The 20,586-nt window shown below is 63.3% G+C and carries 10 protein-coding genes; 1 reads left to right on the top strand and 9 read right to left on the bottom strand.

What is annotated here, in order from left to right:
- Positions 1-217: 217 nt before the first annotated feature.
- The 7 genes from DH08_RS20825 to DH08_RS20795 all read right to left on the bottom strand — a co-directional run bounded on the left by DH08_RS20825 (position 218) and on the right by DH08_RS20795 (position 13,320).
- On the bottom strand, positions 218-2,881 hold the full coding sequence (locus DH08_RS20825) for a DNA/RNA non-specific endonuclease (RefSeq protein ID WP_192181105.1): 2,664 nt from the start codon (positions 2,879-2,881) through the stop codon (positions 218-220).
- On the bottom strand, positions 2,878-4,128 hold the full coding sequence (locus DH08_RS20820; protein ID WP_192181104.1) for a hypothetical protein: 1,251 nt from the start codon (positions 4,126-4,128) through the stop codon (positions 2,878-2,880). Before DH08_RS20820 ends, DH08_RS20825 begins: the two co-directional genes overlap by 4 nt.
- Positions 4,129-4,337: 209 nt before the next feature.
- Positions 4,338-5,321, bottom strand: a complete 984-nt coding sequence (locus DH08_RS20815) for a trypsin-like peptidase domain-containing protein (RefSeq protein ID WP_192181103.1) — start codon at positions 5,319-5,321, stop codon at positions 4,338-4,340.
- A gap of 9 nt (positions 5,322-5,330) precedes the next feature.
- On the bottom strand, positions 5,331-7,601 hold the full coding sequence (locus DH08_RS20810; RefSeq protein ID WP_192181102.1) for a DNA/RNA non-specific endonuclease: 2,271 nt from the start codon (positions 7,599-7,601) through the stop codon (positions 5,331-5,333).
- A 179-nt stretch (positions 7,602-7,780) separates the two neighbouring features.
- Positions 7,781-9,262 carry a ComEC/Rec2 family competence protein gene (locus DH08_RS20805; RefSeq protein WP_192181101.1) on the bottom strand — a complete coding sequence of 494 codons (1,482 nt, stop codon included), beginning with the start codon at positions 9,260-9,262 and terminating at the stop codon, positions 7,781-7,783.
- Positions 9,263-9,308: 46 nt separating this feature from the next.
- Positions 9,309-12,986 (bottom strand): S8 family serine peptidase, encoded by a 3,678-nt coding sequence (locus tag DH08_RS20800; protein WP_192181100.1) that lies wholly within the window; start codon positions 12,984-12,986, stop codon positions 9,309-9,311.
- A 97-nt stretch (positions 12,987-13,083) separates the two neighbouring features.
- Positions 13,084-13,320 (bottom strand): hypothetical protein, encoded by a 237-nt coding sequence (locus DH08_RS20795; protein WP_192181099.1) that lies wholly within the window; start codon positions 13,318-13,320, stop codon positions 13,084-13,086.
- A gap of 161 nt (positions 13,321-13,481) precedes the next feature.
- Here DH08_RS20795 and DH08_RS20790 point away from each other — a divergent pair, with 161 nt between their 5' ends.
- Positions 13,482-14,168 (top strand): Crp/Fnr family transcriptional regulator, encoded by a 687-nt coding sequence (locus DH08_RS20790; RefSeq protein WP_192181098.1) that lies wholly within the window; start codon positions 13,482-13,484, stop codon positions 14,166-14,168.
- Positions 14,169-14,184: 16 nt separating this feature from the next.
- On the opposite strand, the gene DH08_RS20785 is transcribed toward DH08_RS20790, so the two are convergent.
- Both DH08_RS20785 and DH08_RS20780 read right to left on the bottom strand, forming a co-directional pair.
- Positions 14,185-18,513, bottom strand: a complete 4,329-nt coding sequence (locus DH08_RS20785; protein WP_192181097.1) for a cytochrome P450 — start codon at positions 18,511-18,513, stop codon at positions 14,185-14,187.
- Between the two features lie 130 nt (positions 18,514-18,643).
- The gene (locus DH08_RS20780; RefSeq protein WP_192181096.1) at positions 18,644-20,425 is read right to left on the bottom strand and encodes an adenylate/guanylate cyclase domain-containing protein; all 1,782 of its coding nucleotides are present in this window, start codon (positions 20,423-20,425) and stop codon (positions 18,644-18,646) included.
- Positions 20,426-20,586 lie beyond the last annotated feature (161 nt).

Raw genomic sequence — 20,586 nt, 5'->3', positions numbered from 1 at the left:
TGGAGGCGGCCCCAAAACCAACCCCACCCCCGCCACCGACAACCCCGGCGGGGCTGGTGCCCGTGGCAGCCTACGATGGCACACGCCTGTGCGTTCTTACCCGCGCAGGTGTGGCCTTAGATCGCAAACTATTGGCTTCAGAAGCAGGGCGGCGGGCTTCGCCGGATGGGAGACCGACCCCGCATAGTGTTCGTGGAAGTGCGACCTTAGCCGCCAGCTATACACTGACCCAGATCTCCAGAGTGTTGACACTGACTCGTGCCGCTCGGGCGATCGCCGGCCGGCCGGCGGCAGTGAGGTCGGCGGCCAGAAGTTCCGCGGCGCGGCGGTCGGTGTTGCTATCGGGATTGTAGCGAACCTCGTTCATGCCGGCGGCAGCGCTGGTCCGTTCCTCGCCCGGTTTCGGGATGCCCCAGTCCAAGGCGCGCATTTTGGCGGAAAGCGCCTCGGCGTCCTCGCGCGCCATCCCTGCAAACTGGACGTAGACCGTCTGCGTGCTGGGCTGGATACGCAGCCGGTCCTTCAAAGCGATGAGCGCGTCGTGATCCTGATCGCCGATGATCGTTTGGCCGTCGGCCACCGAAAGCAAGAGATCGGCAATCGCTCGGCGCGCGTCGGCGAACAAGGGCAGCCAGTCCGGGCGCTCCCACAATTCAGGTGGAACCCCGAGCAAAGCCTCAAGCACGTTAAGGCGCCCCGCAGGCGTAAGTCCGGTCATGCTTCGGAGACCGGCCATCTCGACAAGCGCCGCCACGACCTTGCGCCGTTCGGGCACCGGGAGATCCGGATTGCCGAGGACGGCAATCAGTTCACTGCGCAGCGCATCGCTTGCGCTGTCGAGCAGCTTGACACGCCCCGCCAGCTCGTCGGCCAGGGTTCCATTCGGGCCGGGATTCTTCACGGAATCCGTCCATTCGATGAGATAGCCAAAATTCAGGCCTGTGCGCTTTTCGAGCTCGGCAACCGGGAGCCGATACTGCTCTGGGCTGAATTCGCCCGTAGCGTCGCCCGGAATGAGGAACGCATCGACGACGAATTCCGGCTCGCTCACCTCTCCCTTCACGGCAGCCGGCACGGAAGATACTGCGAGCTTCCAATAGGCATAGGGGACTGGCACGCCGTTGACCGGTTGGTCGACGGGACGGAAGATTGGGCCGCTGAAGATGGTCACCCGGTTGGCCAGCGGGTTGTGCTGCGTGCGCACCCAGTTTTCGAGTGGCGCCCACATATTGCCGTAGAAAGCGCGCGCCTGCGGCATCGTGTTGGGCAGGACATAGGCATACTGGGCCAGTTTGAGCGCCGCCGTTGCCGGATCGCCGGCGAACTCGGGGCCCCAGGCGATGTCGCTGGCGTTCGCCAATCGCGCCGGCAGCCAGAGCCGGTCCGGGCTAAGGTACCAGCTGCGATCCGGTTGTGCGTCGCGCGGCAGGCGGACATCATACCTCAGTCTGCCGCCGGTGGCCTGCAGGGTCATCCTTTGCGATCGCGCGAGGTTGACCGCTGAATAGATGGCCATGCGGTGACTTCGACCCATGACCAGCGAGTAGTTGATGTAGTCCAGCGGCGTCGCCGAGGCGTCGCTTGCCAAATCTCCGGTTAGCCTGGGCAAGGCGATCTTGGCCTCGATAAAATCGACCTTGTATCCCGTAAGAATGTTGGGCTGTTTGTCGGTAAGTTTGCCGAGCAGCGGTTCAAGTGCGGTCTGCAACAGCGCCGGCAACTGGGCGAGCGCGACCTCGCCGCTTTTGACCTGGCCGGCCAGCTCGACAAGGACCGACTGCTGCAAGTCCGGCGTCAATTCGTCCAGGGACATGCCGCCAGAGCGGAGCTGTTTGACGATAGACACGATTGCGGATTGTAAGGTGGCCTGGGTGGCCTGCTGCGCGCGTTGCGTATTCGCGGCGTCCTCCGCCTTCTTCAGGGCAACGTTAAGCGCATCCTCGACCTGCGCGCGCGCGTTTTTCTCCCTTTCAATGGCGACGGTAAGGTCTTTGTTGAGCGCCGCGATCTGGCTCGCCGTCGCCACGGCCTGTTCGCGCGCGGCAAAAGCGTCATTCCTCTGGTTAAAAGCGAAATAGGTCGTTGCAGCGAGGATTGCAGCCAGGATGGCGAACAGCGCGATCAGCAGGTTCTTGCTGCGGTCGCGCTGCTTCTGGCTGTCCGTCTCGGCCTTGGCGCTCGCCTCGACGAACTCGGCAATGTCGGGGCCTTGCGGAAGTTCCGACGCCTCCTTCAATGCCTCGCCGCGCAGGAGATAGCCGGGATAGCCGGTGTTTTTCCATTGCCGGGCCTGCGCGGCAACGCGGATGCGAAAGCGTTCGGTCAGTTCGTCCGAATTCAGCTCATCATCGGATGCGAAGCCGTCGCCGGATTCCGCACTGTCTTCGGTTGTGACGGTGGCCGATTCGGGAACGGCGATGGCGACCGATCCCGGATCGGTGATTTCACGCGATGCGGATTCGTAGTCGACCGCGACGGCGACCGGTTCGGCAGTTTCGAGGCCGCCTGCGAAAGCCGCAAGACGTGTCGGGCTGACATCGGCGGAGGTGATGCCGGGCCGCGTGACCAGTTCGGCGGACCAATAGTCTAGGATGCGCTGCGCCGCGCGACGGTCGGACTCCCGCGCAATGGTGCGGCCGGCACGCCTCGCCCTGGCGAGGAATCCACGGATGGTTTGTGCATCAGGGACTGCGTTGTCGGTATTGGCATCCGTCGTCCCGGCGCTGACCTGATCGCTGCGCCTCATCGTGGGATCGACGGATTCGCTGCTGCTGGCGATCCGCATCAGTTCGAGATGCGCGATCCGGATGTCGCTCAACGAGTCAAAATCCGAATCAGTCGAGGCTGCGGTTTCGGCGCCTGTCGCTGGTTCCTCGATCATGGCCCTAGCTCCTCAATGATCTTGTGCAAAGGCGTGCTGACGCGGACGATCGAGGCACATTCGGTTTTCAGCGCCAGGTCGACCTGGACGAAGCGCTGCTGGGCCTCGTCCCGGTAGGCTTCGAAGGCAAGGATGAAGGCTGTATCGACGGTTTCGCGCGACAGTTGGTCGTTGACGTCGGTGGAGTAGGCAGCGAGCGTGGTCCGCCACGCTCCATTGGGGTCGAGATCGGCAAGAACACGAACCTTCGTTTCCAGATTTCGCCACAGTGGCGAAAACTGGAAAGGCAGCGACTTGTCCGCCGCGGCCCCTTGCGCGCTTTCCACCGGTTCGATCATGTCGGCAAGACTGGCCAGTTTGTTGTCGACGTCCTGCCAGAGCTTGTGCTCGACGACGCGCGCATAGATGGTCGAGGACAGCACCATGATCGCGTCATGCGCGGCCTTTATCGGGGGAACGGCCGGATCGTCGGTCGGAAGTTTGCCGGCTATCGTGTCGAGGCCGGTGGCCAGAAGCCCGAATGGCAGGTTCTTTGCCGTGACGAAAATCTGCTGGTTGAGCCGCGAGGGCACGACGCGCAGCACGGTACGCACGTCGAACAGAGCATCGTAGGCATCAGGGGATTTGTTGACGATTGCGCCCTGCAGTTTCGTCGCCGCCTGCCCGAGGTCGTCGAGCCACGCCTGCTCGATATCGCGAAGCGCGGGCCCCGCGGGCAAAACTGCGACCTTCTCACCGGTCGATGCACAGAAGAGTCTCAACTGGTTGAGGAATTTGCGCAGGACGCGGACCTGCTCCAGGGAAGTGCCCATGTCGCGAGCGGCGATCAGGAGAGCCTGGAAGCTGCCGATGCCATATTGAAAGCTCTGCAGGCCGTCGTGCAGATTCTTGTAAGTCGCAAGGACATCGATCTGGCCGGTGACCGTCGCGAGCCCGGTGCCGGCGGCGAGCGCCGCCTGAATGTCCCTGGGCTGCTGGTTGACGGCGTTGAAGCCTGCGAGCGCGGTGTTGACCCGATCGTCGGTCGTCAGGCCAGGCAATTCAGGCGTCGGTTTTTCGCCCTTGGCGAGTTCGTCCAGATAGGCCTTGCACAGGGTCGCGCACTGCGGATTTTGTACCACGATCGTATCTATGAGCGCCTGCGACAGTTTGTTGGTCAACGCATAGTCGAGGATGTTGAACCAGACTGTAAGCGCCGCTCCCTGGAGGTTGATCGCGCCCGCGATGATCCCAGCCTGCTTGGTCACCTGCAACCAATCGGGAGGCAATGGGTAAAGATCAGCCAGTTGAAGCCTGAGGTCGAAATAGGCGCGGATCGAAGAAACTCCCTGGCTTTTCGGCATGGCTTTAAAAAACGCGTCGCGTCTGAAAAGAGCACGCGATGCATGTCATTGTCTCAAACCGATGCGCATCTCGATACAGCCCGAGATTCGCTATCGGTCTACGTGCACCACTGCTACACGGGCTTGGCCGCCAGCCCCTGGATGATGCTGTCGATCGCGATGCCCTCGTTGCGATAATATGTGCTCTTGGTAGCCGCGTTGGGCTCGGTCAGCCAGCCGCCGCTGTGGTGCAGCGCGACCAGGTTCCAGTCGGTGTCGAAGACGGGCGAGCCGGAGGAGCCGGGCAGCGTGTCGGTTAGATACTGAACGCGGCCGGCGTCGACGAAGGCCACGACATTGGCGACGAATGAAATCTGCTTTTGCGCGCCGCCGGGGTGCTGGATGATGTTGACATGGTCGCCGACCTTGACGGCGACAGGTTTCAGTTCCAGTTCGCCCCATTTCGAGGCGTTGCCCTTGATGTGAACGGCCGACCAGTCATTGTCCTTGGAGGTGCGAAAGAACGCGTCGGGGTCGAGGCCGAACTCCTCCAACGGCGCGTCGAGCCCGGCAACGGTCCGCTGATAGTTGAACTGGGCGACAGAAGTCGCCGCTGAAGCTGCGTCGGGCAGCACGTGGTTGTTGGTGATCAGGATCCCGCCGGCGGTCATGAAGCCGGTGCCGGAACTGCCATCGGCACGCTTGACACGCACCACCGATTTCGCCCGTACAAGGCCGAGTTCAAGATAGCTGATCGGCACCAGCGTGCTCTTGTCGCCGAGGATTTTTTCGAGCTGGCCTTTCGACGTCGCGCCGCCCCAATTGGCAGTGGCAGGCCCTTCGACCGGCGGCGGCGGAGCATGCTGCTTTGCCTGCAGCAAGGCCTCATCACCAGGATTCTCATCAAGCGCAAAGGCCACGAGAGCCTCGATCCTGGTTTCCTGTTTTGCGCGCTGCACAATCGCAAACCAGTTGTTGATCGCCTTGTTGTCAAAGGCGATTTGCGCCGTCGACAGCCCAACCCCCTTGGCCACGCGCACGCCGTCGCCGATCATCGGATAGAGATTGGCGAGGATCCGGTTGAGGCTGGTCAGTTCTGGTTGCGTCCACTCGGTCATTGGACGCCCCTAGCCCTTCTTCTTTCGCTTGCGTGACCCGGCCCGCATTGCGATCTCCGTGCCGCGCACCGTGTCATACTGATCGGCGTCGATCAGCGATTGGTCGAAGCTGACGCCGGTCATCTCGGAGATTTCGGCCAGCGGGTACATGGCACCGATGAATTCCTCGGAGACCGTAAATTCGAGCTCCGTGTCGGTGAGATCCTGTTCCAGGACGAAGCCATAGCTGGCGAGCCCGTCGTTGACGCGGGCAACGACGACCTTCCAGAAGCGGCGCGGCACGGGCGCGCGAAGACTGGTGCCCCTGGGGCCCTTGCCGGCGAATATGCGGTCGTCATCGGCGAGAATCGGCCCGGCGAAGACGCAAAGCCGCTCGCTTGCCGCCTCGGACAGAACGTGGTTCTCGAGATCGCCCCAGTTCTTCTCACCGCTGTCGGAGCGGTTGTAGCCTTCGACCTGGGGCGAACAGTTGGTGACATGGAAGGAGCAGACATTGCCTTTGAGCAGAAGCTCGAAGGTCTTGCCCCACGCCACGTCGTCGCGTCTGACGATGTGGCCCTTGTCGAAGGCGCCCTGATCCTGGGTATAGAAGACGTCGGGGATCTGGTACTTGTCGTCAAGCCTCAGATCCGGGAACCAGCGCTCGTTGAACAGGCCGGCGCGCGAATAGTTGCGGCCCTTTTCCGGTTCGCGCAGCTGGGTCTCCTCGGTAACGTTGGAGGCGGTAAACAGAGCCAGCCGCCGCCTGGCGTGCATCTTGAGCGAAAAATTCTGGTAGTCGAGCTGCGTGCCGCCGGCCTTGAGCGGCGCCAGCACGGACGGGTCGGCAGCGTCGGGCATCGGCACCACGACCGGCGCGAGCTTGGTGCCGCCCGAGAGGAACGTCTCGTCGTAGCCCTCGTAGCCGTCATAGTCGGCGATCGATTTGGGAACGAACGCGCCGCCAGGAGGTGGTGGTTTGGCGGCTTCGAGTCCGACCGATTCGGAGATCGCCTCGTGGGCAGGAGCGGCGCCGAGCGAGACGGTGATGCGCAACGGCACTTCGAAGGTGACGCTGCCGCCAGACGAAACGACGGCGTTCCCGCCGCCGCATGGTGGCGCCTGGGTAACGACGCCCGGAATCTGCGTTACGCCGCCGGCATCGACCAGGTTTACCCCTTCAGCTGGCGTTGCGCTGTCGGCCTTGTTCCACCAGGCGCCCCAATCATTGGGGCCGCCGCTGGCGGCGCCGTCGAAATTGAGGCCGAGGTCGACGACGCGCTGGTCCTTGGCAAGGGCGCCGGTGGGCACGGCATAGTTGCGTTCTAGATAGCGGCCGGCGAAATGCAGTCCAACGACCTCGCCGGTGGCGAGGTTGAGCAGAGCCGAGCCGGAATTGCCGCCCAGCGTCGAACAGTCATGCGTCGCCGCATTGAGGATCTTGCCGAAACTGTCGGTCTCGAAGGCGCCCTGCAACATGCCTGGCTGCAGGCGCTTGACCTGGAAGCGGCTGCGCATGATGTCGCTTTGGACATCCTCCGGGTTGCGGTTGTCGAACGCCGGATAGCCGATGGCGACAATCTCCTGGCGCAGCAGATCGCGCGCGTCGGCGACGGCGAGCGACAGCGGCGTAACGTTGTCGGGCAGGCCTTCGACTTCGAGGACTGCCATGTCCCAATAAGGATGGATCATCCGGACATTGAGGATCTCGAAGATGTGTCCTGTCGCCGAGTCGCGCCTGAAGTCGATGCCGGCGGCGCGGCCGTTGATGAACTGCACATTGCGGTCACCGAGACCCTCGGCAAAGATTTGCGCCACATGACGGTTGGTCATCAGCAGGTTGCGCCCGACGAGGAAGCCGGTGCCGCCATAAGGGATGTTGGTGTTCCACAACAGTTCGATGCGCCCGATCGCCGGCAGAGCGGACTCGATCCGCTGCTTCAATGCGGCCTCGCTGGTCAGCTTGGTCCACCGCGAATGGCCAGGTGTGGCTCGACCGTCGAAGGCCAATGTGGTGAAGCTGCCGTCTTTGATGTCATAGACCGGCCGCAGCTCCGGGATGATAATGGCTTCCAGATCGGAAAGCTGCTCGGGCGCGACCTCAGCCCCTCGGGCGAGATTCTCCATGCCGGCGCGCGCCGATTCAAACGCGGCTTCCGACGCGCCGCCATCCGATGGCGCAAGCGATTCCAGACCCCCACCGGCCATTGTCTCCATATTGGCGAGGACCGATTCAGTCCCCTCGCCCCCTGTGACAAGGTCGAGATATTGACGGATACGCTGCTCTCTGCTCATCGGCATAGTCGCCCCTCCAAAAAGGTATTGCCAAAGTAGAAAACTGTATTTTAGACTGAAGCAACTCCGATTAACAATCAAGGAAGCAAGTCAATTCGCATTAAGTATTCTCGCGGCATAATGTTGGCATGTATGTTCGCGTAAAATCGCTCAAGAGATGAGATAATCGCTTCGCTTGGCGCATCTCACGCCAAATCAACCTCCACCCACAGCCCACCCTCCCCGCGAGCCTCATCGCGTGGCGCGTGTCGCACCGCACGGATCGATCCGGACGGCGTGGCGAAGGCCGGCTTGCCGTTCTTGTCGGCCAGCCACTTGTCGTCGGAGCGGATGACGCGGCCGTCGGTTTTGGCGGCTAGCGCGGTCAGGATGGCGTCGTAGGGCATTTCGTGCCAGCGGACCTTCTTGGCGTCATCCTGGCTGGTCGGGATGAAGGCCGAAAGATCGGCGTTGGTCAAAAGGTCGATGCCCTGCTTTTGCGGCATGGCGTTCTGGCTGCCGTGATGGGCGACCTTCAGATAGACCGTGCGCGCCATGAGGTCGGCTGTCGTCACCGTCGCCTGCTCCAATTGCCATTTCAAATCCTTCCAGCTCAGCCAGTTACCGATCTGGGCGTCGCCCGGGAACAGGAACACGTTGTTGCTGTCGGTGAACTCGAACGCGAGGACCAGGCTGGTGTTGTTGACGCCGCGATCGAGCTGCAAGGCAAGGTCGGCGGCAATCCCCATCCAGTCGGCGTCGATGCGGCGCCACGACTGGTCGGGGTCCTCCGTTGGCGCCGGATGGGAGACCGGCCCCGCATAGTGCTCGCGGACAAAGGCGCCGATATCGATCCTGGGATCACTGCCCTTGTCGCCGTTCAGCGCCGCCGACAGTTCCGTGCCGACGTGGCGCTCGAATGGGCTGAGCTCGTCGATATAGTCTGCATCGCCGGTTCCGTCGTTCATCTTCAGCCCCGCGGCAAGCGCCCGAGCGAACGGACCGCCGCTGGCAAGCGGAAACATTTCGCCCGCCTTCTCCTCGAGCCGAAGTGCTGCCTTGTCGCGAGGCGGACCAAGCACGTAGATGTGCAGATTGGGCAAGACCTTGATCGAGAGCGGCGGCTTGCCTGGTTCGAGATAGGTCGGCCTGGCCTTCGAAAGGCTGGCCGCTGCGTCTCGCGCCGAGCGCACTCTTTCGCCGGCGGCGCCGAACTGGAAGCCGAGCACCGACTGCAGCCCGTCACGAATGCCTGCCAGATGAGCGGTCGGCTCCCGGGCGGCATCGAGCCTCTGGCTCACACCTTGCAGCGCCGTCAGGGCCGAGGCCTTGAACTTGTCGAGCTCGACGGCCTGCTGGTCGGCCGGGTTTTCCGTCCATGCCATCCATACCTCTTTGACATCAAAGCCCGCGAACAGGTCCTTCGAGGTCAGGAAGCCCGAAACATGGTCCCAATGCTCATGGGTGACGACGAGGACGTCGATCTTGCCGCCATCCGTCGCCTTCTCGATGTCGGCGACTATGTCCGCCACCAGCGCCGGGCCACCCTTGATCGACACATGAACGCCGCAGTCGATCAGCATGCGGAACAGTGAGCCGTCGGGCGTTGGAAAGCTCAGCAGGTGGCAGTCGCCGATGCCCTGGCAATAGTGCCGGACCGTCACGGCGGGCTTTATCGACCTTGCCACTGCCGCATCCGTCGCTTCTTGCCGCCTGGTTCTTGTTGCCGGCTTCCTAGACATGATCGTCATCTCCATCGCTGGCATGCAGGAGGGCGAAGGGCTCGGAAACCTCGTTGCCGAAATAAAGCGCTCGCAGCGGCGACAGGTAGTTCGCGGTCGCGGTCTCGGCCTGGCGCTTGCGCCGTTCGAGACTGCCGGTGTTCTTGATGATCGAATAGCGGATGCTTTCCTTGCCTTTACGCGGGTCGATGATGAGCGTCGCTCCGCCGCGGAACCAGATGAAGCCGTCGCCCGCCTTCACGCCGTTCGGCATGGGCTTGCCTTCGAAATCGATCGGAATGCGCTGCTGGATGACGGCTATCACTTCGGTGCGGAACGAGCCGTTGGGTTCGACACGTCGGGTCGGACGCACGCCGAGGATGCTGAAGGTGGTCTCGCCCTTTTTTGCCTTGGCCAAAAGGGTGCCGTCGTCGCGATAGCGCGGCAGGTCGGGCAGAAGTCCGAACTCCTTGTGAAGGGTCGGATGAGCGGCAAAGGTTCGGTGCATCGCCTGCCACATCGCATAGCGGTTTTTCTCATTGAGGGCGAAGATCTCGGAGCGATCGAGTTGCTGGTTCCAGCCGAGGTCGATCTCGTCCAGCAGCCCCTGCAGCCAGGGAGGTGACGGAACGTCGGGCTCGCTCCAGGCAAGCGTCTCCTCCGAAATGGTGCGCACGTCGCGCGGCAGCAGCTTCCATCGGCGAAAGGATTCGATGAAAGCCAGGCGATAGTGGAGCGGGTCGTCGGGGAAGGCATCGATGTCGGCCGTGATCAGGGCGCGCAAATATTCGCCGAAGGTGATGTCGACGGCGGGGCAGTAGTCGAGCGCGCGAATACACATGGTTAGCATTTGCCGGGCGATCTTGGCGGTCTCGTCGGTCAGGCGCTCGACCAGGCTGGGATGCAAGGTGCCGGCCGGCAGCACGCCGGTGCCGCCGGTCGCCAGCTGGACAAGATCGTCGGTGCGGCGGTCGGCGATCGCCAGGAACGCCTGATAGACGGCAAAGACCAGGATCGAGCCCCGGTCATGCGGCTCGAAGGTCTTGGCGTAGTCGAGCGCGGCCATGCCGGGGCCACCATAGTCGCGCAGTGGCCCGGCGCGGCCGCTGCCCTCGCCGAACTGCGCGGCGATGCCGGACAAAAGCGTGGCAACGGACACATCACCCTTCGCCTTGGCGATCGCAAAGCTGACCAGCTCCTTGAGGGTGAAATGCTGGAATAGCGCCACGATATCGGCAAAGGCCTCATGGAAGGCCGGCACGTCAGGGTTGGATGCTTCTTCGAAAAGACGGTGCAACCCGTCGAGCAGCGCATGCGACATCTCATGCGCGACAATGTCGCTCGACAGGCAGGAAAACACCGTCGTGCCCGGCGTGGTGACGTCGCCGTCCTTGCTCTCGGCCGGAAAATAGCCGAACAGCAACGCCTTCTTGTCGGGGCTGTAGTAGGCGTTCGCAGTGCGCAGCGCGTGCGGATAGATGCGCAGGCGCGGCACTTCATGCGCCTTCATCGCCATGCTGCCACGGCTGCCGACCTTGCCTGTATAGTGCGGCGCCCACAGAGCGCGGCGGCCCAGGGCGCGCTCGAAATGCCCGATCGTGGTCATGGCGACGGCGTAGACCATCTGCTGGTGGAATTGCGGATTGCCTTCCGAGGGCGGCAGACCGTCCTGAGCGAGCAGGATCTTGTCGTTGAGGTCGACCGGGTCGTGGACGCGGTTGGATGCCGGATCGATGTCGATGACCTCGAGATATTCGCCGACCGGACCGCGCAGCAACGCCTTGGCCGTCGATGGCTCGTCGTCCCACGGAACGGAAAGGGTCGCCTGAAAGACGGACACGGAATCCAGCTGCTTGGCGATGGAAGGATCGAGCGCGTAGATGCGCAGGCGGCGCTTGGGCGGCGGCAGCGCGCGCGGCTTGCGCTTGATCTGCGTCACCGGTTTCGTCGCCGCCGGCGCAGGTGGGCTGGCGCCCGGCCGTCCCAGCGCGCCTTCGAGAAAGGTCCGCAGCGGCCCGGAAGGATTGCCGTCGTCGAGCGCGGCTTCCAGATAGCGGTTGCGCGCGGCGGCCGAGATCTTGCTGGGGTCGACATCCGGATCGGCGATCGCCTGATCGACCGACGCGACGCGCTGCGCCATCTGGGTCAGTTCCAGCGCCAGCATTTTTCGATGCATGATGTCGGCGGGCGACATCGCGGCCACGGAGTTGCCGCCACCGGTGATGAAATCGAGCCAGGCCCAGGAATATTCGGCAGGCGGCAATTTGCGGAGCTTGTTCTCCGCCGGCGGCATGATGGAGAGTGCGGCATCCGCCCGGATCACGCCCTGGCCGATCTTTTCCAACGTCTCCGCCGCCCCCATCTTGGCCGTGGTCTTCGACGCCGCTGAAAACAGCGCGAAGCGGACCGCTTCGATGCGCATCCAGGCTTGCGAGTAATTCTTCACGACGTTCCAGTGCTCGGCCAGCCAGAGCGCCGCTGCGGCGGCGATCTGCGGCGTCGCCGCCGATGTGCCGCTGCCATCCATGTCGACGATCTTGGCGCAGTCGATCTCCGCCCAAGGCACGTTCGGCGTATAGGCGCCAAGCGCCGTCTTCATCTTCGATTGCGGCCCGTAATTGCCCTGCATGGTGCCGAAGCTCAGGCCGGAATAGGCGCGGCCGTCGGCCATCACGCCGCACGCCGCCAGAACGCGGTTGTAGCGGGCCGGAAAGACGATGCTTCGCGGCGTGATCGTGAAGTTGTTGCCGGCGGCGGTGACCATCACGACGCCGTTGTCATAGGCAAGGTTGACCGCGTCGACCAGCGCTTGCGAGGTGAGCCCGCCCATGCTCATCGACAGCACCTGCGCGCCTTTCGCGTGGGCATAGTCGATGCCTTGCACCATGGTGCCGGTGGTGAGCCGCACCACCCAGTCGGCGATGCGCACCGGGATGATGTTTGCCAGCGGGGCGGCGCCGACGAAATCCTTGAAGCCCGGCCAATTCGGCGAGGTGCCGTCGAGCTTGTTGCCGGCGAGCAGGCTGAGCGTGCCGGTGCCGTGGCCGCGATTGCTGGCGAAGCCGCCTGGCGGAGCATGATCGGTGGCGTCGTTCGGGCCGGCGCCGTCATTGACGAAATTGCGCTGCTGCGCGGCGAGCAATCCGGCGGGCAAGGTGCGATGCCCCGGATCGAAGCCGGTATCGAGATGGGCGATGGTGATCTTGGCCTGCTTGGCGCCCACCTTGGCGCGGGCGGTGGCGAACTGGCTGAAGGCCGCTCCGGCATTCCAGGCGACCACGCCCGGCTTGGTGGCCTGCCCGCCTGACGGGTCCTGGTCGTCGAAGGTGCAGACCGGACTGGCGCTCGCTGCCATGCCACGGTCGCCATTGGCGTCCCTGTAGTCCCAGTGCTGGACGATGTCGGGCTCCACGGCCAGGACTTCAGGGCCGCCTGCCGCCGCGAATGCCTGGCCTTGGCCGACAAGGGCATGGGCATCGTTCCAGGGATTTCCCGAGCTGGCCTTGGCGCTCAGCCTGAGCCAGGTCGCGCCTGGATCGGCAGCGGCGCCGAGATTGCCGCCCGAAGCGCCCGGTGGCACGCGCAGGATTGGCTCGACGTCGACCGCCCCGAGGCGCAATGACCGGCTGCCCGCGGCAAAACCGGCACCGTCGCCGCGTACCTTGATCAGGAGTCCCGCTGCCGTCGCCATGGCATGCTCCGCTTTCCCAATCGGTTGAAGTAGAAATCGTAGTCTCGACTGTCAGGTCCTGGCAAGGGTAGGTTGAAAAGCCGCCAAACAACTGAAGCTACGCCGGCTTATGTTTCATGAGGAAGTGTTTTGCCGCGCGTGATTGCTTGTCGTTGAAATACTGCCGGTTGCCGGACAATCGCGCCATTCCACAGGCATCTCTGTGACGGACTTCACAGATGCCCGGCAGCTTCCGCACGAATGTGGTCAGGGGTTCCACTTCGGCCGGCTGCTTCGAACCGGGTTTCCCACACTTCGAAAAAGGCAGCCGCTCCAAGGCGGGTTTTTTGAGCACCTAGTCATTTGCACGGCTGCCGTCTGCGCGCTCCCGGCCACCTCCCGCCGCGCGTGCAGACGGCCTTCCGTGCTTCGGCTGCGACCTTGCATGAACGTCGGGCTTTGATGATGTGCTCTCTTGCCGTAAACTTTAGCAGTTGGGGCAATTGGAAAATCGATATGGCTTTCGCCAGCGCGAACGACAGGAACGATCTGCCGCGCCTCGCACGGATCGACCCGAGCCAGTTCGACCTGCTGTTCAGCGGCTGCAAGCTGGAACGCTACGCAGCCGGCCAGCACCTGTTCGTCCAGGAAGATGCCGCCGACCGCATCTACGGCGTGATGAGCGGCACGGTGGAGATTTCGATCTACTCGCCCGGCGGCCAGAAGCTGGTGGCCAACATCGAGCTCCAGCGCAGCCTGGTCGGAGAGATCGGCGCGCTTGACGGGCGCCCGCGCACGGCAACCGCCATCTGTCTCACGGCTTGCGAGCTGGTCTCGCTCAGCCGGACGCAACTCTTTGATCGAATTGAGAAAAACTCGTCTCTGGCGCGCGCCATGATCGAGCTGTTGTGCGCACGGCTGCGCTGGGTCAGCGGCGAGCTTGGGGACCAGGCCTTCTTTGGCATCGAGGCCAGGCTGGCCAAGCGCCTGGTGTTTCTCGCCGGCGTCATGGCCGACGGAGCAGGCTGGATTCCGATCTCGCAATCGGAGCTCGGCGAGTTCCTCGGCGCGACGCGCGAGTCCGTCAACAAGACGCTGAACGACTGGCGCAACCGGCAGATCATCGCCATCAAGCGTGGCGGCCTGCGCATAACCGACAGCAAGGCGCTCAACCATATCGCCCAATCGCAGGACGACGACTGAGCGATTCCGGGCCGAATCAAAGCCGCGATTTCAGGTAGCGCAGCGACGATCGGCTTGGCATGAAGAAGTAGCCCCCGCCCTTTGTTGTGACGAATTGCGGGATTTCCCCGAGGATCGTGACCTTCTCCCATGACGGGATGGTGAAGCGCCCGCCTTGGTCGCGCGCACCAATCGTCGGATCCTTTTCGCCAACCAGGCCCTGAAAGGAAGTCGACGAAACCCAGGTCTGCTGGATGAATTCGTACTGGCGCTCGATGTCGGCGTTCAGGCACATGAAGAGCAGCCCCTTTTCGGCCTTTCCACTCTCACTGTCCTGCTTCTCATAGGTGCGCCCGACGCGCAGGATGCGGTGGCGCTTGCCGATATTGATCTCCGTCTCGCGGTCCTCACCAAGCGAGTCGCGCGGGTTGGAACGGCGTATGTGGGCACCGAGCGGGCAGCGATGCCCTTGTGGATCCTCGGCGCCGATGGCGAAATTGTTGTCGACTACGCGTCCCGGATGATCGGGATTGCGCACCAGCGAACTGCCGTTCTGCCAGCGGCCGAGCATCTTGGCGGCAACCCACTCCGACGTCGCAGACTGATTGCCGGTTTCGGTCGCAACCCGCGCCGCCGCCCTTCTGCAATAGTCGTTGAAAATGTCGACATGCTGCTCGAACTGGCGAACGACCAGGAATGAGCCGTTGCGGCCGAAATCCCGCGGGGGTGGAGGCAGGCCCGGAATCGGCCGACTACGACGCACCTGCGACAGGATTCCGCTCCGATCGCGCGCGGCGCTTACCGAGGGCGAGGCCGGATAGAAGCCGTGCTCGTCGCGGTAGCCGAACAGGAACTCGCCGGGCGCGACTAGATGCATGGGCGCGGCGCCCCTGCTGGCGCGCGTCGTGCCCCGCACGATCGGCTGCGAAATCCCATCAGCGAAGCCGAAATGCTCAAAAGCAGGCCCGCGTTCCGACTTGCCGTCAGGTTTTGCCGTATTCGACGATTTCGTGTTCGTGTTCGTGTTCGTGTTCGTGTTGGTCGGGTCTCGCTTTACGGCGAGCGGCAGTTCAGCAACGACCTTCATCCCCGCGCCGGTCGTCTTTCGTTTCACGACGGCGATCTCGGTCGCCAACTTTTCCGGTTTTTCCGCATAGCAGACGATGACCACGTCCACGGGCTTCTTAAACGACCCCCACTCCCATTCGTCGGGTGCTTCGCGCCCTCGGTCGTCCAGGATGCGCCCACGCTCGGGATTGCCCATGCCATGGCGAAAGGCAATCGGGAATGTGTCCAGCGGATCGTCGTCGATGCCCGCGTCGAGCCCAAGCTGCCGCAGACCGCCGGGACCAAAGGCCACCGTCATGGCTCGCTCGGCGGGCCTGCCTTCGCCGAAACTCGTCTGTTCGATGACGAAATCGAGCCAGGCCCGGCGTTTGGACGCCGGCAATTTGTCCGGCACTCCGATTGCAATCATATGCGCATAGCCAAGCGGGCCGAACGGGCCGAAGAAGATGGACTGGATCTCGCCGGTTTCCAGTTGCTGCTCGAGAGGCGCCGGAAAGGCTGAGTTGATGTTGGTCAGCAGCGAGGTGGTCTTTTGAACGGTGGTTCTTTCGGTCGCCGGACGCGGCAGCGAACCGAACAGGCTCAGCCAGTCGCGCGCCTCGTTGCCGACGGCGGAAGCAATGCCGCGCCTGATCCGGGAATTGATCCGGATACGCGTGGTGTTGAGATCGGGATAGGCGGAGTACCAGAACAGGGTCGGCACCTGCTGGCGCCGCGCCCAGCGCTTGAAGCGATCGCCGTCGCGCGCGCCGTCGAGGAATAGCCAGCGTGTGCGAGGATAGCCCACGGTGTTGCTCCACACGCCGGTCAGCCCGGCGGATGCCTTGGCAATGAAGTCTTCGAGATAGCTTTCCCAGCTGCCGCCGTAGTTGGAGAAGAACATCAGTGTGTTGGAGCCCGGCAGCAGCACCCAGCGGGCGAAATGGATGGTGTTGATGGTGTTGAGAAAGCCTGGCTTGAACACCTTCTGCGCAGCTATCGAGATCAGGTAGAAGGATAACCTGAGCGCTAGCCTCCGCAAGATACCGGCCTTCATCGTCGAGATCGCGGTCAGATGGTTCTGCGCCGCGTGGTCCTCCTTGGCGAGTATCTCGTTCAAGGCAGATATTCCGATCGATGAATTTTCCGGCCGATCTTTGTCCTCGATCCGCCGCAACGCCAGGAAGCAGAGCCCCAGCAACAGCACGGCCGATGAAAGAATCCCAAGCGCGCTCAACAGCAGCGAGATGCCTGCGATCAAAATGTTGCGGAAGGTGATCCCGGCCGAATGGTCGAACACAGTCACATAGGTCAGCCACGCGCAGACCATCCAGACTGCGAGGACGCTCACAAGCACAGCTGGCGCGAAAAGCGTCGAGGTGAAGGCGTACCGCCACCTGCCGGGCGATCTCTCGAGCAGACTGTCGGCTCGCTCGAACGCCCAGCTGAACCTTCCGAGCGACCGGACATGCTGACGCGCCTCGGCAAGCACCGCGGCGGCGTCGCCATTGCCGGTACGCGGACGTTCGACGATGTCGCGTATCGCGTCGGCGAGGTCGGCTTCGGCCAGGATGCGTTGGACCGAATGTCCGGGCGTGCCCGAAAACACCAGACCGGCAGCGCTGCCGAATGATGGCGATATCACGACGTTATGCTTGCGCAGGAAGTCGTTCAGCGCGCTGCCTTCGGGCAGGTCGCAGAAATCCTTGAAAATCGGCCGCAACTGGTGGCCAATGGCCTGCGCCAGGGCATCGATCACCTTATCGGCGCTGCCGTCGCCGGAGATTTCGAGAACGAGGGCACTTTTCTCAAGGCCTGACGCCTCATCTGTCTCGCCGGTGCCGGCAACGGCCAGGCTGGTGAAATGAATGGTGCCGGTAATGTCGAGTTCCTGGCCGACTGCCTGCGTGGCCGGATTGCCTAATGCCGCGACCCTTTCGCGAATGGCATCCGGCGATGCGCCCCGTGTGATCGGGCAGACCACCGTCACCATCGAATGGTCGATCGTGCGGCACAGCGCCGGCCGGTCGAAATCGACCTTGAGGCTTTCCGGATAGGCGCCGAGGTTCGTCATCCGCCCGGCCTTGCCGGGCGCCCGGCGCAGCCTGTCCTTTTGGAACAGGGCGCGAATGCTTTCGCCGATCTGAATCCTGGCGATTTCGGCGCCGATGCACAAATGGATGCCGTGGCCGAACACCATGTAATCGCGAAGCGGGCGCGAGGTGTCGAAGTCGTTCGGGTTTTGCACGGCCTCGGGGTCGAACATCGCCGACAGCGTGGCCGGCATCACCACCGTTCCCGCCTTCACCAGGCGCTCGCGCGGCGTGCCTCTGCCGATGGTCGCGTCACGCGAGGTATAGCGCCAGGGACCGACCCAGATCGGCTTGAAGCGCATGGCCTCCATGATCGCCCGGTCAAGCTTGCCGGTATCGTCGTCGGCCAGCGCCGCATCGACCGCCCGCCGCGCGTCCGGCCGGGACAGGATGACGTCGAGGCAGTTGCTGCCGGCCAGCACGTTGGTCGGGACAAAGCCGGCGATCATGCCGAGCATGACCGAATGGAGATCGGGCTTCGACAGGCGGCCTTGATCGAGAAGGGCGACGAGCCTGGGCAGCGGCCGCTCGTCCTTTCCTCCCCTCTCCCTGATCGCGTCGATGGAGCGGTCGATGACCTTGATCAGCCGATCGCCCGCGACCACGGCAAGCTGGCGCGTGGTGGGGCTTGCCGTCGGATCGGAAAAGAACAGCGCGCTCAATGCGATCGACCAGTCGGCGAATTCGGATTCGTCGTCGATCTCGAGACCGAAATAGTCGCGGCAGATGCGCACCGGAACGATCTTCATCAGCCCGGAGATGGCGTCAAAGCCGGGGTTGGCCCGGGCCATGATGTCCTTGGAATGACGCGCGGCGATCGGCCGGACCATGGCCTCGACCTCCGCCGGCGGGAAGGCGCTGAGCACCGACGATTTCATCTGCCGGTAGGCGGCGCCGTCCTGCATACCGAGGATGAAGTTCGATCCCCGCGCCAGTTCGGCCATCTCCGGACCGTAGGGTGTCTCGAATTCGTCGCCGCGCTCAAGGATGTCGCGAACGTCGGCATTCCTGGTCACCAGCAGGTAATTGCCGAATGCGAGATTGGGCCAGAAGCGGCGCAGCAGCGCCAGTATCCAGCGCGGATCGCTGAACAGATAACCGCCTATGCGAGATGCCAGGCCGCCTTTGGAGCGGAGCCGCCCGAGGTCGAAGGGCGGCATTTCCGACACCGGACGCTGGCTTTGCTGGGCGGCGAGAATGGCGGCGAAATACTTGATCTTGATCATGCGCGTTCAAGCCCCCCGGCTGTCCACGTCATTGCGATACCGGCTAACCCCATGGCCTAGGTTTGCTTTGGTTCCGCGTATGTTAAGTTCTTCACAGTCACCCTTGTTCTACCACTTGTCAGCGGCCAGATCATTTGCCCGACCTGGCCGCTTCGAAATTGCCGATGAGGAATTCATTCGCCGCCTTGTCGACGAAAGGTATCCAGCGCACCCGTTGGTCGGAGAAATCCGGGTGCCTTGTCGTGAAAATGGCCAGCTCCCGCCGGGCTTCTTCCGTGCGGCCGCTGCGCATCAAGGCACCGATCTTGAGGAACCTGGCGTAGAAGTAGCCAGGCGACAGGTTGAGCGAGCGATCCGCGGTGGCGATGGCGGCCTGCCAGTCCTCGACGAAACTGTAGGCGACCGCCAGTTCCCCCAGATTGTGGAACCTGTAGAGATCGAAGGGGCTCAATCGCTCGGCGTCGAGAAAGAACGGTATCGCGCCGGCGGCATCGCCGAGCAGCAGGCGGGCGCTGCCCATCGCCGAGCTTGCGAAGGCAAAGCTCGGATTGATATGGATCGCCTCCCGCAGATGTTCGACCGCGGCCCGCGGCTCTCCCCTCATGATGTCGATCGCGCCGAGATGGGCGTGCGGACGTGCGTCCAGGCTGTCCATGAGCAATGCCTTGCGAGCATATTGCTTGACCTTCTCCAGATCGTCACTGTCGCCGAAACGCAGCCACGCCCGCCAGAAATACCACCATGCGAGCTCATTCAGCACGGCGCTCGAATTCGGGTCTTCCCGATAGGCCTTTTCGAAGAAATCCAGCGCGATTTCGGTGTCGCCGCGGGTGCGCCGGTTCATGTGCCAGCGGCCACGCCGCACCAATTGCCAGGTCTCCAGGCTTTCCCAGGGCACCTGGAAGGTGCGCGCCTGCTCGGCCCGGTCGACCTCCTTGTCGAGAATGGAGACGATCTCGCTGCCGATCTGGTCGCGCAGGTTGAAGATGTCGACGAGGTCGCGATCGAAGCGCTGCGACCACACCAGGCGCCCGTTCGAGGTGTCGGCAAGCGACGTGTTGAGGCGGATTTGCCCGCCATTGCGCGTCAGTGTACCGCTGACGATGTAGCGCGCGCCGAGCGCGTTGCCGATCACCCGCGTTCCCAGGCTGTCGTCGCGGAACTGGAAGCTGGAGCTCTTGGCGATCACCGAAAGCCATCTGGTGTTGGACAGGCCGTAGATGATGTCCTCGGCAATGCCGTCCGCCATGTAGCCGACGTCGTGCTCGCCGCCGTCGCCGGCAAACGGCAACACGGCGATTGCCGGCGGGCCCTTGGGGGCGAGTTTCTGCTGCCCAAGTGGCAGCGACATGGAGGCCAGCGGGGCCATGGGCGCGGAGCCGTTGCCGCCGCGGCCGGCGATCAGGACGCGCACCGGCAGCGCGATGTTCTTCAGCATGAATTCGCCAAGGTCGGTGAATTCAGCCGGGGTCTTGTCCTTCACATGGTGCCAGGTTGTCTCGGAGATGGCGAGACCGTCATGCGGAGCGAGTTCCTGCAGTCTGGCGGCGATGTTGACGTCGTCGCCATAAAGGCGGCCTTCGCGCACGATGACGTCGCCGGTGTTGATGCCGGCACGAAAGGGCATGCGCATGTCTTGCGCTGCCGATGCATTGAGCGTCACGATCCGGCCCTGGAAATCGAAGGCCGCACGCAAGGCTTCGATCGGACTGCCGAATTCGGCCATGACGCTGTCGCCGGCATCGCCGAAGGTGCGGCCACCAAACGCCCCACAGCTATCGGCGATGATGTCGCGCCGTTCCTCGAAGGCGGCGACGGCCAACTCGTCGTCGATACCCATCAGCCGTGAAAATCCAACGGCATCGATGGAAATGATTGTCGCCAGCTGACGGGTGTAGTTCCGTTCAGCCATAATGGAGCCCCCCGGTCCCTTCTGGTCCTGTCCAACACAGGCGATTGCCCGCTCTTGGGCGCTTCGCCGCGTTGCTGAATGAAGATTCAGACAGGCCGGCGCGCAGATACCGCCCTGTCATGGCAGGAAGTCTAGCAGGGTCACGGCAAAAGCTCCACCAC

The organism is Mesorhizobium amorphae, assembly GCF_014843845.1.
Lineage (GTDB): Bacteria > Pseudomonadota > Alphaproteobacteria > Rhizobiales > Rhizobiaceae > Mesorhizobium > Mesorhizobium amorphae_A.
This window is presented reverse-complemented; position numbering and strand designations above follow the sequence as displayed.

Bases quoted from the DNA above. Each gene is read 5' to 3' on its own strand.
- DH08_RS20825 (WP_192181105.1), bottom strand. From the start codon at position 2,881: ATGATCGAGGAACCAGCGACAGGCGCCGAAACCGCAGCCTCGACTGAT.
- DH08_RS20815 (WP_192181103.1), bottom strand. From the start codon at position 5,321: ATGACCGAGTGGACGCAACCAGAACTGACCAGCCTCAACCGGATCCTC.
- DH08_RS20810 (WP_192181102.1), bottom strand. From the start codon at position 7,601: ATGCCGATGAGCAGAGAGCAGCGTATCCGTCAATATCTCGACCTTGTC.
- DH08_RS20800 (WP_192181100.1), bottom strand. From the start codon at position 12,986: ATGGCGACGGCAGCGGGACTCCTGATCAAGGTACGCGGCGACGGTGCC.
- DH08_RS20790 (WP_192181098.1), top strand. From the start codon at position 13,482: ATGGCTTTCGCCAGCGCGAACGACAGGAACGATCTGCCGCGCCTCGCA.
- DH08_RS20785 (WP_192181097.1), bottom strand. From the start codon at position 18,513: ATGATCAAGATCAAGTATTTCGCCGCCATTCTCGCCGCCCAGCAAAGC.
- DH08_RS20780 (WP_192181096.1), bottom strand. From the start codon at position 20,425: ATGGCTGAACGGAACTACACCCGTCAGCTGGCGACAATCATTTCCATC.